This is a genomic window from Methylobacterium sp. 092160098-2, from assembly GCF_028920805.1.
Lineage (GTDB): Bacteria > Pseudomonadota > Alphaproteobacteria > Rhizobiales > Beijerinckiaceae > Methylobacterium > Methylobacterium fujisawaense.
The window spans coordinates 1,287,009-1,301,200 of record NZ_JAQPZJ010000002.1; the positions used below are offsets into that span (position 1 = coordinate 1,287,009).

Genomic DNA, 14,192 nt, shown 5'->3' on the forward strand with positions numbered 1-14,192 from the left:
GATGATGCTGAGCGACGCGCAATGGTCTGAGCTGGAGCCGCTGGTCGAGGCGTGCCGTCCGAAGGCCAAGACGCCACCGCAGGACCTGCAACGCACGCTCTCGGCCATTCTCTGGCGGCACCAGAACGGGGCGAAATGGCGGGCCATTCCGGAGGATCTTGGTCCCTGGTGGCGGGCCGCGCAGATCTTCATCCGCTGGTCCCGTGCTGGCGTCTGGGAACGGCTCCTCAGCCTCGTGCAGGAGCGCGGGGTTCAACTCGGGATGGTGTTTCTCGACGGCACGAACATACGCGCGCACCAAAAGGCGGCCGGTGCCGCCAAAAGGGGGGATCTGGGGCCGAGCGAGACACTCGTGAAGCAGTTGGCCGCTCGCGTGGCGGCTATGGCACCAAGGCTTGCGTGATCGCTGACGGGCGGGGCCGCGCCATCGCCTTCCGGCTGGCACCGGGGCAGGCGCACGAGCTGCCCCATGCGGTTCCATTGCTCGACCAACTGCCAAGCGTGCCCAAGTGGGTGGTCGCAGACCGCGGCTACACCAGTCACGCCTTCCGCGAGCACATCTGGGACATGGGTGCGCGCCCCGCGATCCCGCCTCAGCGCCACGAGACCCCCGTCGCCTGCCCGGACTGGATCTACAACAACCGCAATCAGGTCGAGCGCCTTTGGGCGAGGCTCAAGGAATGGCGTGCCATCGCAACCCGCTACGAGAAAACCGCCGCCAGCTTCGTAGGCGTCCTGTCCCTCGCCGCAGCCCTCGACTGGCTCAAGCGATGACACGCCCTAAAAGGCTCCTTGAAATTTCCAAGTGTGACGATCAGACCACTTCCGCCGTGGTAACTGACAGCGGCGTCGTTAATAGGAGTGCGATCCGTATTGAGATCGTACTGAAAGGCGAAGTCGATAGCATTGTTGATAGTCAGATAGGTCTCAATCCAAGCGCGTCGCACCTCGATATTGGACCCGAAGCCATCCTTGATTCTTGGGGTTGTTTCGCCAAATGTAGGATCTAGCTGCAATCGGCCGCCGATGCGGAATTTCATAACGTCATCTACCGATTTTATGGCGATGCCTTTTTCGTCAAGCTCAAGTCGAAGATCAGGCGTAAAAAACATTCGCGTGAAAGTTGGCGACTTAATATTACTTTCAATGTCTTCCGCTGACGCAGAATAGATCGACATATCAAACGCAAAGATGAATATTAAGGTAATTAGGCCCGTTAAACGAGGCGTTCTCATAAATAGACCTCAAATCCGAACTGGTTCTGAATCCCACATGGGCAATAGCGTTGGCTGATGGTCAGCTGTCTTGTCAGGCTATTCGCAGCTTATGTGCCTCGATCTCGACGTCGGGATACCGGACTTTCATATTGAAGCTACAAAATTATTACATAATGATTTCATTGGTAACAGAACACGCTCACAGCAGCGCATGGCGGCCTGCCGCGGACCTGGTGTCCGGCGGCAGAAAGCTTCCGCTACCGGTTCGCGGTTGCAACATCAGCGTTTAGCTTCACACGCCAGCGCACCAGCTATCAGCGTAGCTAACCGGCATAGGCTATCATGGTGGGTCAACAATGCGTCCGTTCCAAATAGGGGAGCTATGTCGCTCTCCTTTCACTTATACAAATTCTTTCTCCGTCCCGGTTTCCTTCATCGCATGGCTTTAGGTTGTGGCCTTGGCATATGGCCCAAGAGTTGATGTAGAGCTGTGTTTGATGTATTGACCTTGATCCAACAAAATGGTCTACGCTGAGCGCAATTGCTTCGGGCATTACGAAGCCCTAGGAGGGTGGATGCCATGCCTGCAAACGCTTTACGAACAGAACGCGTTCATCCGGCGATGAGCTTCAAAACAGTGCGGCTGCGGACGAGATCTGCCGGAAGTTGAGCTTCTCTGAGCCGACGTTTACCGCTGGAAACAGCAGTTCGTCGGCATGGGCGTGCCGGAGATCCGGCGGCTCAAGCAGCTAGAGAACGCGATTGGTAAGCTCAAACGATTGGTCGCCGACCTGACGCTGGACCGCTCCATGCTGCAAGAAGTGTGTAAGCGAAAGTGGTGAGGCCCGCCGTGTGCGCTGAATGCTCAAAGCGGGTCTTAAGACTCCTCTTGGATCTGTGCCCGACCGGGCGCGGCTTGCGCCCTAACGGCGAAAGCAACAGCAATGAGGGCTCGATGGAACACGACCGTTATTTAGTAATCAGAACGCGTACGGTGTAGTCACGAGCGACGGAAAGATCTGAAAACGGCGTATTGCGACACAGCTGGAGAGCCGCCCTGCGCCAGAACAGCTGCAGCTTAGGCATTCAAACGAAGTGCCTCGGCAGAGCAAGGCTGACAAGGGCGACATATGCACCAACGAGCAAGGCTCCTGCAGGTACGACAACACCGCTGAGCAGGACTTGGCGGGATGAGAGGGACATGACGATCTCCACGCCGCGGCCGCCGGGTGCCGTCATTGAGGAAAATCTATGCTCAAGCTCACCGGTTGAATGTGCTGCAGGACACGCATGCGATTATCTCGAGCGACGTGAGCGCCCGAACTGTTATGGCGTGTACCCCCCTGTTGATGTGCCCGGGGGCGTTCGCGACGCCACACGGCGTTGTTCGGGATGGGGACATGCGGCGGCACCCAGTGTGCGGGCCGATTCTTCGATCGCCGCCCGTGAAGCGTAGGCCGGACTGTCGTCGCGTGGGGGCTAGCGCCTTTGTGAGAACCGGACACCCCGTAACGCCACCCATGGCCCGTCATTGCACGCGGTACGTAGCGGTGATGGCGCGGATAAAATCAGGAGCGAAGCTACTCTGCCGGCAACGGCCTCACCAAGGTGATGGCGCAGCCTGGGACCCCTTCCGCCACACCTGCCCATGGTAGACGAACTTGCCGCCCTCGTTCGCCAGGGCGGCAAGCCCCCGGAACGCCGGATCCTGAACGGTGATCACGCTGGTCGGGATCTGGCGCATCATCTCGGCGAAGGGAGCCTTCCGCTCGAAGGCCGTGCGAAATCCGCTCTCCTGCAGAACCTTGAGGATCCGGGGCGCGATGCCGCCGCCGATATAGACGCCGCTCGTCGCCAGGAAGGTCAGCGCAAGGTCGCCGCAAACGCGGCCGAGCAGCCGCCCGAACAGCTCCAGGGTCTCAGCGGCGTGCGGGTCGGAGGCGCTGAGCCCCGCCTCGGTCACGGCCGCAGGATCCATCTTCTCGTGCGGTTGGCCGGTACGCACATGGGCCACGGCAGCGTGAAGCCGCGCCAGACCCGGCCCCGACAGCACCGTCTCCACGGTGATGCGATCCTCCACCCGCTCGAGGACGTGCCAGATTTTCTCCTCGAAATCGTCGGTGGGGCCGAAATCGGTGTGGCCGACCTCGGTCGAGACGATCGCGAGATGGGCGGCGTAGGGCACCAGGGCCGCGGCGCCGAAACCGGTCCCGGGCCCAAGCACCACGCGGGCGCCGCCGGGAATTGGCGGACAGGGTCCGACCGGCGACAGGTCGTGCGGCTTGATATCGGCGGCACCGGCCGCGACCGGCACGTAATCATTCACCACCACCGCGGAGGAGAGCCCGAAATCCTCGGCGATGCGCTGCCCGGCGATCTTCCAACGGGCGTTGGTCAGCTGGATCTCGGGCCCGTCGATCCGGCCGGCGATGGCCAGGATCGCCGAGCGCGGTCGGGGTGCGTGGTCCCCGCCCTTGGCCAGGGATGCCTTGATGGCGCTCGACGGATCGGTGTGATCGGCGGTGGCCTCGTGCGACAGGAGGCGGGGCTGATCGCCCTTCGTCTCGATGAGGCCGAAGCGGGCATTCGTGCCGCCGATGTCGCCGACCAGAACCGGAAACTCGAACATCGAAAGGCTACCTCTCGTTTCTGGCCCGCACCAGGCAGAATACGGGCCTGCCGACGGCGTGGATGGCACCATCCGACGCTCGGGTCCAGGCGCTCTGGCCCGGTGCGAGGACGGCCGCACCCATCAGAATGTCGTCACCTTCTCACGGCTCCGGCCGACCGCGCCAAGATGCGTATCGCCGAAACCTCTGCCGTATCGTCGGGCCGCCTCAGCCGGTGCACGATCCGTCCTGCCGCTCGCATTATGACTGCCGCGACGGTAAGCGCAAACGGCTTGGCTTGAGCACGATGTGCAGCCGTGCGTCCAACCTCGGTAAGATCCGGGCGGTATTAAAAGGCCGCGGCGCGAGTGCTGGTTGCGCGCTCAGCGACACAGGCGGACTCCGAGAAACACGACATTACACCCAGCTCATCCCATTCGCATTTCGCCAGCAGCGTTCGATCGTCCTCTGTCGATATTCATCGTGGTGAGCCAACACCCGCCATGATCCGGGCGCGGCGGAGCTGGTGGCGGTTCGTAGTGCTGCGGTGTGATGGAAACGCGCAGGCACCGTAGACGCGGTGATGTCCCGGAAAGACAGCGTTGTCCAGGCGTCCGAGCGAGGCACAGCGAGCGCCGAGCCGGCTTGGGTCCGGGCACCCGGCGCGCTACTGGGTAGCGCAAGCAACCGACTGAGCCGTCCACACAATCCGTGGTCGCACCGTGGTTGATACGTTCAAGCATGATTCGGAGCCTAACCGACATTACAACTCCCATTTCCGGCCGGTAGAAGGACGAACCGAACGCAACCGCGACGGAACATCCGTGGAGATTGTCATGAAGGTTCGTCTGCTCGCCGCTGTCGCCCTGGTCGTCGCTGCCTCCCCCGTGTTGGCGCAGGGCCTCGACAGCAAGCACAGCCCCTATCCGGCCTCGGCCTACTCGGGTTACGTCAGGAATGCCGCTGGGAGCCTGCCAGAGGCCTCGGAGGCTCACTACCGGGCGGCACCTGCCTACCAGTACTCGGGCCAGCACGCGGGTGGACCGGCCGGCGTCCTGCGTTGACGATGCGGCTGGAGTCGGCTCTAATTCGGCCTGATTGACGGCGCGAAAGTCAGGTCTTTGCCAGGCGCCTGCGCGGCCAGAGGCCGAATTTCTGGCGCGCGCAGGCAGTTGACCTAGCCGCATCCAGCAACTCCGCCCCTTAATGCTCGGTGTGGAGGCACTTGGCCGAGGATCATCTTTCCTCAGCCCGGCCTTTTAAGCCTGCCTGATGCCTCGCCCAAGCATATTGTCAAGTTGTAGATAGGGGCGAACTTTCAGATCGGAGACGATCTTGATGAAAAGTCTTGCTCTACCTCGAAAGCGATGCTGGCCGCTCTCGCATTCGCTCCAACCGGCGCTAATGCACGCGGTTACGGTGGTGTCTTTCACGGCGGCGGATCCCACGCCGGCGGGTTTGGTAGTGACTTCCGCGTCGGCTACGGCGGGTTCCAAGGGGAGGCTCTGGTGGCTCCGCGGCGGATACGGACGGCGCATGTACGGGCAAGGTCGTGGCTCCCGGGGTCGTCGCTATGGTCATGGCAGCTATGTTTTGGGAGCCAGCCCCCTCACCGGCGCAGCGGTCGGTCACGTACTGGCCGGGGGCCTACGACTACCCCTACGGCATCGCAGCTGCGGTCCCTATGGATTCGGTGGCTACTACGGTGGATGCGACTCCTACGGCTACTGAGGCAAGGACGCTGGTGCCATACGTGCGCCCGTAACCGAGGCTGTACGATCGTGCTGGTGAGCCGCGTTAGCCCGTCTTATTCACCGGGGCTTGGCTGACGCCGTGTTTTGGGCTGATGGCGCGCGGGATCGCGCGTCCACTGTGACGCGTATGGATTCGGAACGTTGCGTCGGTGCTTGAGGGATAGGAGCGGGTTCGTCGGGGCGTCTCGGCCCCGCCGTTCAAGCGGGGGCTGGGACGAGCGCGGTCGCAAGGTGGCGTAGCAGGTCGGCTTCCGGACACGCCGCGGCGAAGGCGAGGCGGACGCGGGCAGCGGTCTCGCGGATCCGAGCGCCGAGCTTGAGCAGCCGGAGGCGGATCGTCGCGAACTCGGCCCTGGCGAGGCGATGGGCCGCCGGGATGGCGTCTCGCACGGTGAGCATCAGCCAGTAGGCCGCGGTGTGCAGGACGAGTCGCATCTGGTTGGCGGCCGGGTGCCGGCAGGAGGTGCGGTCGGAAGCGAGCTGGCCCTTGTGCAGCTTGATCAGGTTCTCGGCCTGGCCGCGGGCGCAGTAGAGTTCGGCGTAGAGCCATTCCGGCGTACCGGTGGCGATGTTCGTGACCACGAAGCGGATGTCGAGGCCGAGGCGGGTCGCCTCGATGCGGGCGGCGACGCGGCGCTGCTGCCGCCAGGACTTGGCGGCGTGGGTGGTCTCGGCAAAGCCGCGCACCGCATCCTTGTCGCCGAGGGCCCGCACCACCCGGATGTGGTCGGCGGTCGGCTCGACCTTGGCCGCGAGCGCCTTTGTGCCGGTCAAGCCGAAGACGTAGCTGACGCTGTTGTCCTCGCACCAGTCCATCGCTTCGGGCCGCCCGTAGTGGCCGTCGCCGCGGATGGTAATCGCGGTCGTCGGCCAGTGACGGCGGATCGCCCGGACGAGCCGGCGCAGATGGCCCCGGACCTCGCGACCCGAGGGTGTCTTACCCGACCGCAGGATCATCGCGACGGGACGGCTGGTGGCGGTATCGTAGACGTGGATCGGCAGAAAGCAGCGCGCGTCGTGGTGGGCGTTGAACAGCGACAGCTGCTGCTGGCCGTGCACCACGTCGCAGGTGTCGTCGATGTCCAGGGTGACCGCGGCGGGCGGTACGACGTAGCTGGCGCAGTACACGTCGACCAGCACTCGCCCGAGCCGGATCAGGTCGCGCAGGCCGGGGGTGTTCTCCATCCGCGAGACGGTGGGCTGGCTCATCAGGTCCGCGCCGCTCTCGGGCAGGCGTCCGCAGGCGAGCTTGAAGGCGGGGTCGGCGCGCAGATGGTCGAGGTCGTCGGCATCCTCATACCCGCAGGCAATCGCCAGGATGCGGGCCAGCAGGATCTCGGGCAGCGGGTGCACGACCCGGCTCGGATCGCGTCGATCCGTGATCACGGTCGCGAGCTTCTCGGCAATGCCCAATCGCTGGGCGGCCTGGGCGAGCAACAGGACGCCGCCGTCCGAGGTCAGGCGCCCGCCGTCGAAGGCAGCTGTGAGCTTCTTGCCTCGCACGGATGGAAACGCGAACGGCAGACACGTAGGATCGGACATGGCGGGCGTGGCAGGCTCGGTGCGCGTTGAAGGCTTGGCGTCAGCACCCAATCCCTAAGCTACATCAATGCCTTACGCTACGCTCGCCACCCCAGATCCACCGTCGTGATGAATAAGACGGGTTAGGTATCCCGTCGGCTCATCGCCGGTGATATCGGGCCTTCAGGCCTCATGATCAAACCGGAGCGGGCCGAATGATCTAAGTCCCGCTGCGCCCCACCCAAATAGAACATTACCGTCTGCTTCCAAGCAATAGTGCGCAGTAAACTTCTGTTCGGGTATTCCTCGGCACCCAGGATTAATTTCATGAACACTGTAACTGTAGCAGAACTGCAACGATGCGGTCCGGATGCCGATCATCTTACCGTAGCTCTGGCCAATATAAGTTGGTTCCGCGCGTTGGCGTGTCGTGCCCTGCGTGACGGCAGCCCGCAAGGGCTGCTACGTGCGGCCAATGCTCGGGCCGCAGCCCACATCGTGCTGCGGCAGGCAAGACGGGACGCATTGGCCAATCGACGCGTGACGGATGCTTTAGCAGTTGGCAGGTAGCTGAGTAGCGCGTGTTCTGATGGTAGTTGGTACGGAGCTGGCCAAATTTTCTCGCCGTAGTCACTCGCGGTATCAAGAGAACTCTTGATGATCTCGGTTCCACTTCCGGGGCGTCCATCGCGTTGATCGACATACCGCCGCTGCGCCGTCAGGATGCAGATGATCTGCTATTCGCTGAATCGGCTCCTCGCACAGTCTGCCACCTAGTAATCGGGACCTGACTTCATAACGGTAGAAAACTAAGTGTCGAAGTTTGAGCCTTTTCGCCATGTTAAGCCTGCCCAATCGTCATTTGGAAGAGCTATTCCACATGCCTCAATACGATTATGTCCTCGGCCATAGTGATCGGGAGGTTCGCCGACTGGGACTGCAGGCTGCACTTCTCAGGCCGGGGACGGAACGCATCCTGCGTGCGGCCGGGCTCGGACCTGGCCAGCGCATTCTGGACATCGGTACGGGCGCGGGAGACGTCGCCAGACTCGCCGCCGGTCTGGTCGGCTCTTCGGGCTCGGTCATCGGACTCGACCGAGAGACCAGCATACTGGAGCAAGCTCGTGCCCGGACCGTAGATACCGGCCTGCGCTCAGTCAATTACGAGGAAGGAACACTCGATACGCTTCCCGCCGCTCGGACCTTCGATGTCGTCATGTGCCGGTATGTGGTCTGCCACCAGCCGGATCACGTCGCCTTCCTGCGCCAAGCCGCAGCCCGTGTGCGGCCCGGCGGAACACTCATCGTCATGGAGCCCGGCAGTCCCGACCTCGTGCGCCCCGACATGATTGCGAACGAAGTTTGGTCGTGCCCTCGAGTGGCGCTCTTCGAGGAGGTGCGCGACCTCATGCTGGCTGGCCTCGAATGGGGCGGGGCCTGCCCGCAGATCGGGCGAGGGCTGGTTCGACTATTCCGCGCAGCCGGTTTGCCTGAGCCCACCATCCTGCTCGACGTGCCTACCGGGGGGCCAGCTTCCCCCATCGCTGAACTGCTCTGTCTCACGCTGGAGGTACTGGTGCCGGTGCTGGAGCGGCACGGGATCACTACGGCCGGTCGACTCGGCATCGAGACGCTTCCTGCACGGGTGCAAGATGCCGTGGTGGAGGCCTCCAGTCAGGTTCGGCTTTACGAACTTGCGGGTGCCTGGGCGACGCTCACGTAGACTAACCGAAGCGGGTTCCTCTCCTCGTGCGGGAGCGATCCGCTTCGGTGCGAACAGGAGATGAGGAGTCTAATACCGTGCAGCGCGTGACCTCGGCGATCTGATTCGCAAGCGGGTCCAAACGCCAGCCGCCTTTCATTTGCGCAGAGGCTGCCAACAACTCATCCTGCAGCCGCAGCCCATCTCCGCTGGCAGCGTCTCCCAGGGAACACCTGAGCGCAGCACGAACAGAATACCAGTCAACGAGGAGCGATTCTCGATCGGCGGCCCGCCGTCTTTTGGACACGGGCGAGGCGGCGGCAGAAGTGGCGCGATCTCGGTCCGAAATCATCGGGTAGAAGCGGACGAGCCGTTGCGACCAACGACCGCCCTCGCGAATCGTGCCCGTTCTGTTAGGCACTCTCAATCCGAGGTGGACCTTGCTGGCCTCCGAATGAAGAGTCATGCGGTAGGTGTCGTGGTGTCCTGACCGGTATCTTAGAGGGGGCCTAGAAGAAAAACTGGTGGATGGTGGCTGTCATGGGTAACCGGAACGCCCAATCTGGGAAGCTGACAGGCGCGGGTGGACGGTAGCTCAGCGACGGATGCGGTCGAGCGCGGTTGTATGTGTTCTGAACGACACCGATCACGATCTGCACTTCCCTCAGTGAATAGAAAATTTCTCGGCGTAGGCACTCGTTGCGCAGCTTGCCGCTGCAGCTTGCACAGTAGCCGTTTACCTACGGCGGTTCTGGTGCGATGGTCTGGATCTGCGAGTTAGTTATGGTGGCGCATCTACGCGATGCCTCCAAGATCATCTCAGGGTCATTGTCGCAACGGATGTGCTTCGGGATGCCGTGCAAGCACAGGGCGTTGGCCAGCGTCCCGATCACGCCGACGTTGTTGACGCGACGTGCCACCTTCAGCCCGAGGCAGGCCCGGCTGTTCTCGTCGACCAGCCTCAGGATGCGCAGGCTTTGGCTGTCGTGCGTCTGGGCCTGCACGAAGTCGATGCTCCAGACGTGATTACGGTGAAGCGTACGCAGCCGCACGCAGGAGCTCTCGTCCAGCCAGAACCTGATGCTCGGCCGGGGTTTCCGTAAGACCTTCAGCCCCTCGCGACGCGAGTAGCAGAGCCAAGAGCGCCTTTGGTGCGCCTGTTATACCAATCCTCACTGATCATAACCCATGAGCCCAGTTGCGCAGTCCGATCGACATGATGCGCCAGGGTTGGTTGATGATGGTGTTCCAGGCGTCACAGCAGTGGTCGAGGATGTCGGCGTAGGATGTGAAGACGCGGTTGCCGAGCCAGTTGTCGCGCATGAACTGCCAGAGGTTCTCGACCGGGTTGAGTCCGGGGGAGCGCGCCGGCAGCGGCAGCAGGGTGACGTTGGCAGGCACAGCGAGCTTCCTGGTGGTGTGCCAGCCGGCCTGATCGAGCAGCAGGACGGCGTGTGCGCCGGGGGCGACGGCCTTGGCGATCTCGGCCAAATGCAAGGCCATCGCCTCGGTGGTGCAGAAAGGCATGACGAGGCCGGCCCCGGTGCCTCTGGCCGGGCAGATCGCCCCGAAGATGTAGGCCGAGGCGGTGCGCTGGTCCTTGGGCGCCGCGGGGCGCGTGCCGCGTCTGGCCCAGCGGCGGGTGATCGTGTTTTTCTGACCGACCCGGGCCTCGTCGGCGAATCAGACCTCTATTGGCGTGCAGCCGACGGCCGGCGTGATCGCCTCCAGGCGGGCGCGGAAGCTTTTTTAAAAGCGGGGATGGTGTCCGGATCCTGGGCGTGGTGGCGCGGGCGGGCGGAGAGTTTGCGGTAGCCCATTCTCCGTAGCACCCGGCTCAGCGTCTGCTCGGACACGGACACGCCGTGGTCCTCGAACAGGATCTGAGCGAGATCGACCAGCCGCTAGCGCACCACCCCGTGGGCGGCCGGCATCGGACCTTGCTCGACCAGGGCGCGCAGAACCTCTCGCTGCTCGGCGTTCAGGCGCGGGCGGGCCCTACGAGCTTTGCCGCCGATCAGCCCGTCCGGACCGTACGCGTTGAACGCCACGACCCAATCCCGCACGGTCTGAAGCCCGACCCCGCCGAGCGCGGCAGCGGCCGAGCGCGAGCCGCCCGCGTAGATCGCCGACAAAGCCAGCAGGCGCCGCGCCTGGGCACGATCTCGAGTGCCCTTTGCCAAAGTGCGCAAGCCCTCGGCGTAGAAGTCCGACCGCAGCGGCACCGGTGCAGCCATGACATCCTCCTCGGGCTTCAAACCCGAAGACAGAAACACCCATCAGCCGCCGCCGGTACCCCCGGTGAGTCCTCCTCAGCAAGGTCTGGTATTAGGCTGAGCGTTGAAGTTCGTGGTGGTGATCCCATCACCCATTCCAGGCTCGCAGGACCGGCTCGCTGTGATCATGCTCGTAGCTGAGCACGCTTACGCTAGCGGTACCGAGAACCAGAAGCGCCCCATCCTCCGGCGGTAACCCAATCCACCGCGCGGCGAGCACCCGTAAGACATGCGCGCTTGAGAAGATTACGACGTTGGCGTCTAGCGCTCGGATCTGCACTATGATCCGGTCCGCCCGTGCCCCCACATCCGCCACCGTCTCACCGCCGGGACATCCGTCGCGAAACAGCCTCCAATCAGGGCGTTCCGTCAGTATTTCCTTTGTGGTTCGACCCTCATAGGCACCATAATCCCACTCGGCGAGATCCGGCATGATCGCGGAACCCGTACCAAAGCCAGATAGCGCGCATGTAGTCATCGCTCGCTTGGACGGACTTGACCAGATTGCAGAATAGGTACCTCCGGCAAGCCGCGTCGCGAGGGTGCGCGCCGCCGACTCGCCGGCCGGAGTGAGCGGAATATCGGTCCGGCCTGTATGCCGGCCGGACAGGCTCCAGGCCGTTTCTCCGTGTCGAACCAGAGTGATTTGCGGGACGTTAATAACAGACATCTGCATCTCAGGATCGCTGCGTTCCACGTAATTGGCCTCGAATTCATCTGCCTCGCTGCCGTCAGCTACGGTGACGACTTGCCCGTCGCAAGATGAGCGGGCGCGGCTCTAGCCAAAACTCACCAAGGCGCACCAGAGTGGATGCGGCGAGCTGCCGGCTGATCTCTCTTAACAACGCCGACGTTACCTTCCGTCGCAACAATCGACGCCACGATAGAGCCGGACGAAAAAATATTATGCCCCACGCTGCCGACAAATCCGTGCACGGTGAGTTTCAAGATCATCAGCAAATAAATTTGCCTTTCTGGTCGAGCGGTGCTTCCGTTGGTCTTCACGGACACCTCCTCCTGCCGTGGGCCAGGCTCAAGGACCGCGACTAACCTTGCAAGCAACACCTTGACAGGACCCGCGCTCAGCCGCCGAAAGTTTGCAGCTTCGGATTAAGCGCCCGCGTCCGATGATGGTTTGCCGTTCTCGGACAACGCACGGTCGAGAGCATAGGCCGCGCTGATGAGCGCCAAGTGGGTGAAAGCCTGAGGGAAGTTGCCGAGGTGCTCACCCCGAGGTCCAAGCTCCTCGGCATAGAGGCCGAGATGGTTGGCGTAACCCAGCATCTTTTCGAACGTCAGTTGCGCCTCCTCTAGCCGACCGGCTCGTGCTAAGCATTCCACGTACCAGAACGAGCAGGGCGTGAAAGCCCCTTCCTTTCCTTCCAGGCCGTCGCTGTTGATTCCATCCGTCGTTTGGTAGCGAAGAACCAGAGCATCGGTCACCAGCTCACGACCGATCGCATCGAGCGTCGAGAGCCATCGCGGGTCGACCGGGCTGATGAACTTGACGAGTGGCATAAGCAGTGCCGCCGCATCCAGGACGTCGCAACCTGGACGCTGAACGAAGGCGCGCTTCTCTGGGTTCCAGAAGTCTGTGTAGATACTATGAGCGATTGCGTCCTGCGTCTCGTGCCAACGCTGAAGCGGCGTTGGGCGAGCAAATTGTCTCGCCATACGGAGGCCCCGATTCAACGCCACCCAGCACATGAGGCGTCCAGAAAGGAAGGCTTTGCGCCCTCCGCGCACCTCCCAGATGCCCTCATCAGGCTGGTCCCAGTTCTCGCATACCCAGTCGAGAGCCCGAGACAAGCCGTGCCAAGTGTCGATGCTGGCGGGTACACCGTACTTGTCTGCGAGATATATGGCGTCTGCCAATTCGCCGTAGATGTCGAGCTGAAGCTGTTCGGCAGCAGCATTTCCGATCCGCACGGGCTTTGATCCACGATACCCGGCCAGATGACTAAGTTCCTCCTCCGACGCATCTCTGTTGCCGTCAATGGCGTATAGAATCTGAAGCTGGTTGCCCTGCCCCTGCTCGCGCGCCCGTTTCTCAACCCAGCCGATGAAGGCCGTGGCTTCGGCGGTGTAGCCCAGTCGCATGAGAGCGTAGACTGTGAAGGCCGCATCGCGGATCCAGCAGTAGCGGTAATCCCAGTTGCGCCCGCCACCTACCCACTCGGGAAGGCCGAACGTCGCAGCACCAAGGACGGCTCCGTGCTCCGCGGAGGTCAGGACCTTGAGCGCAAGCGCAGATCTCTGCACTATCTCCCGCCATCGGCCGCGATAGTGAGAACGCCCACTCCAGGCTCTCCAATAGGCAATAGTTTCCGAGAAGGTAGATACTAGGAAGCTGCCTAGATCGCCTTCGCTCGGACGCTCCTGCGTACATTCCAAAACGAAGCCGGCTTCCTCACCCGGCGCGAGGGTGAAGGTAGCAGCGGAGCCGGAAGCCGTCGTTGTCATCGGTACGGTTGCCCGCATGCGCAGCGGCGCACTTCCGCCCAATGCCGAGAACTGGACGACGCCGTCACCATCCAGGTGGGCGTGTGTGGTGGCGCGTGCGTAGTCGAACCGTGGTTCACATTCCATATGGATGGTCATGCTTCCGCGAATGCCTTTCACGAGGCGGACGAGAGCACTTTTAGGCCCGTCGTTGCAGATCGGCATGTAATCGATGACTTCAGCCATGCCGGCTTCGCTCATGAAGCGGGTCACGAGCACGTTAGTCTCTGGCAAGTACATCTGCCGGGTACGGACGCCATCCTGTTTCGGCTTGATAGAAAAGCGGCCACCCTTGATGTCGTCGAGCATCGCCGCGAACACGCTGGGCGAGTCGAAACGTGGATAGCAGAAGAAGTCGATCGTGCCGTCGCTGCACACAAGGGCTGCGGTTTGCAAATTTCCGATGATTCCATGCGCCTCGATGTCCGCATAAGGCATATTGAAATCCTTTTTTTCTCGAAACCAAAATCGCGACCGTCGGCCAAAAAATTTAAACTTTATGGCTTGGTGCGCGGCGCCTGCATGTATGTGGTTGCTCGATGGCGCCAGCCCACACCTATGGCATGGTTAGGATGACGAGCACAGTTCCGAATAAAATTGGCCTCGGACCC

Annotated in this window: 9 protein-coding genes and 4 pseudogenes; 4 read left to right on the forward strand and 9 right to left on the reverse strand. The window is 62.4% G+C overall.

Annotated elements, in window-relative coordinates; genetic code table 11:
• The first annotated feature begins 4 nt into the window (after positions 1 to 4).
• Positions 5 to 774, forward strand: a protein-coding gene (locus tag PQI07_RS31720; RefSeq protein ID WP_274928932.1) for an IS5 family transposase whose coding sequence is annotated in 2 segments (ribosomal slippage) — positions 5 to 320 and positions 320 to 774 — 771 coding nt in all. Because the reading frame shifts where the segments join, the coding sequence is not laid out codon by codon here.
• Here the strand turns inward: PQI07_RS31720 and PQI07_RS38010 are convergent.
• Positions 702 to 1,235: a porin gene (locus PQI07_RS38010; protein ID WP_446720998.1), complete on the reverse strand. Its 534-nt coding sequence runs from the start codon at positions 1,233 to 1,235 to the stop codon at positions 702 to 704. The two genes, PQI07_RS31720 and PQI07_RS38010, sit on opposite strands and share 73 nt — an antisense overlap.
• 570 nt (positions 1,236 to 1,805) lie before the next feature.
• Between PQI07_RS38010 and PQI07_RS31725 the strand changes: the two are divergent.
• A pseudogene (locus PQI07_RS31725) lies at positions 1,806 to 2,079 on the forward strand (transposase); the annotation flags it as partial.
• 738 nt (positions 2,080 to 2,817) lie between these two features.
• On the opposite strand, the gene PQI07_RS31730 reads toward PQI07_RS31725, so the two are convergent.
• Positions 2,818 to 3,846 carry a glucokinase gene (locus PQI07_RS31730; RefSeq protein WP_274928833.1) on the reverse strand — a complete coding sequence of 343 codons (1,029 nt, stop codon included), beginning with the start codon at positions 3,844 to 3,846 and terminating at the stop codon, positions 2,818 to 2,820.
• 816 nt (positions 3,847 to 4,662) lie between these two features.
• On the opposite strand from PQI07_RS31730, the gene PQI07_RS31735 reads away from it, so the two are divergent.
• A complete protein-coding gene (locus PQI07_RS31735; protein ID WP_274928834.1) occupies positions 4,663 to 4,890 on the forward strand; it encodes a hypothetical protein in 228 nt (75 codons plus the stop codon).
• 888 nt (positions 4,891 to 5,778) lie between these two features.
• On the opposite strand, the gene PQI07_RS31740 is transcribed toward PQI07_RS31735, so the two are convergent.
• Complete coding sequence (locus PQI07_RS31740; protein ID WP_274926133.1) at positions 5,779 to 7,122, reverse strand: IS1380 family transposase; 1,344 nt, start codon at positions 7,120 to 7,122, stop codon at positions 5,779 to 5,781.
• An 802-nt stretch (positions 7,123 to 7,924) separates the two neighbouring features.
• On the opposite strand from PQI07_RS31740, the gene PQI07_RS31745 reads away from it, so the two are divergent.
• Positions 7,925 to 8,824, forward strand: a complete 900-nt coding sequence (locus PQI07_RS31745) for a class I SAM-dependent methyltransferase (RefSeq protein ID WP_274928835.1) — start codon at positions 7,925 to 7,927, stop codon at positions 8,822 to 8,824.
• Between the two features lie 138 nt (positions 8,825 to 8,962).
• Here PQI07_RS31745 and PQI07_RS31750 read toward each other — a convergent pair.
• From PQI07_RS31750 to PQI07_RS31775, 6 genes and pseudogenes are all read right to left on the reverse strand, one after another.
• Positions 8,963 to 9,186 (reverse strand): annotated as a pseudogene (locus PQI07_RS31750) (transposase); the annotation flags it as partial.
• A gap of 126 nt (positions 9,187 to 9,312) precedes the next feature.
• Positions 9,313 to 9,927 (reverse strand): annotated as a pseudogene (locus PQI07_RS31755) (integrase core domain-containing protein); the annotation flags it as partial.
• A 55-nt stretch (positions 9,928 to 9,982) separates the two neighbouring features.
• Positions 9,983 to 11,079: pseudogene (locus PQI07_RS31760) on the reverse strand (IS630 family transposase).
• 88 nt (positions 11,080 to 11,167) lie between these two features.
• Positions 11,168 to 11,749 carry a histidine phosphatase family protein gene (locus PQI07_RS31765; protein ID WP_274928933.1) on the reverse strand — a complete coding sequence of 194 codons (582 nt, stop codon included), beginning with the start codon at positions 11,747 to 11,749 and terminating at the stop codon, positions 11,168 to 11,170.
• Between the two features lie 119 nt (positions 11,750 to 11,868).
• Positions 11,869 to 12,084, reverse strand: coding sequence for a hypothetical protein (locus tag PQI07_RS31770; protein ID WP_274928836.1), 216 nt, complete (start codon positions 12,082 to 12,084; stop codon positions 11,869 to 11,871).
• Between the two features lie 105 nt (positions 12,085 to 12,189).
• Positions 12,190 to 14,019, reverse strand: a complete 1,830-nt coding sequence (locus tag PQI07_RS31775; RefSeq protein WP_274928837.1) for a glycoside hydrolase family 15 protein — start codon at positions 14,017 to 14,019, stop codon at positions 12,190 to 12,192.
• Between the last annotated feature and the right edge of the window lie 173 nt (positions 14,020 to 14,192).

Bases quoted from the DNA above. Each gene is read 5' to 3' on its own strand.
- PQI07_RS38010 (WP_446720998.1), bottom strand. From the start codon at position 1,235: ATGAGAACGCCTCGTTTAACGGGCCTAATTACCTTAATATTCATCTTT.
- PQI07_RS31730 (WP_274928833.1), bottom strand. From the start codon at position 3,846: ATGTTCGAGTTTCCGGTTCTGGTCGGCGACATCGGCGGCACGAATGCC.
- PQI07_RS31735 (WP_274928834.1), top strand. From the start codon at position 4,663: ATGAAGGTTCGTCTGCTCGCCGCTGTCGCCCTGGTCGTCGCTGCCTCC.
- PQI07_RS31740 (WP_274926133.1), bottom strand. From the start codon at position 7,122: ATGTCCGATCCTACGTGTCTGCCGTTCGCGTTTCCATCCGTGCGAGGC.
- PQI07_RS31765 (WP_274928933.1), bottom strand. From the start codon at position 11,749: ATGTCTGTTATTAACGTCCCGCAAATCACTCTGGTTCGACACGGAGAA.
- PQI07_RS31775 (WP_274928837.1), bottom strand. From the start codon at position 14,019: ATGCCTTATGCGGACATCGAGGCGCATGGAATCATCGGAAATTTGCAA.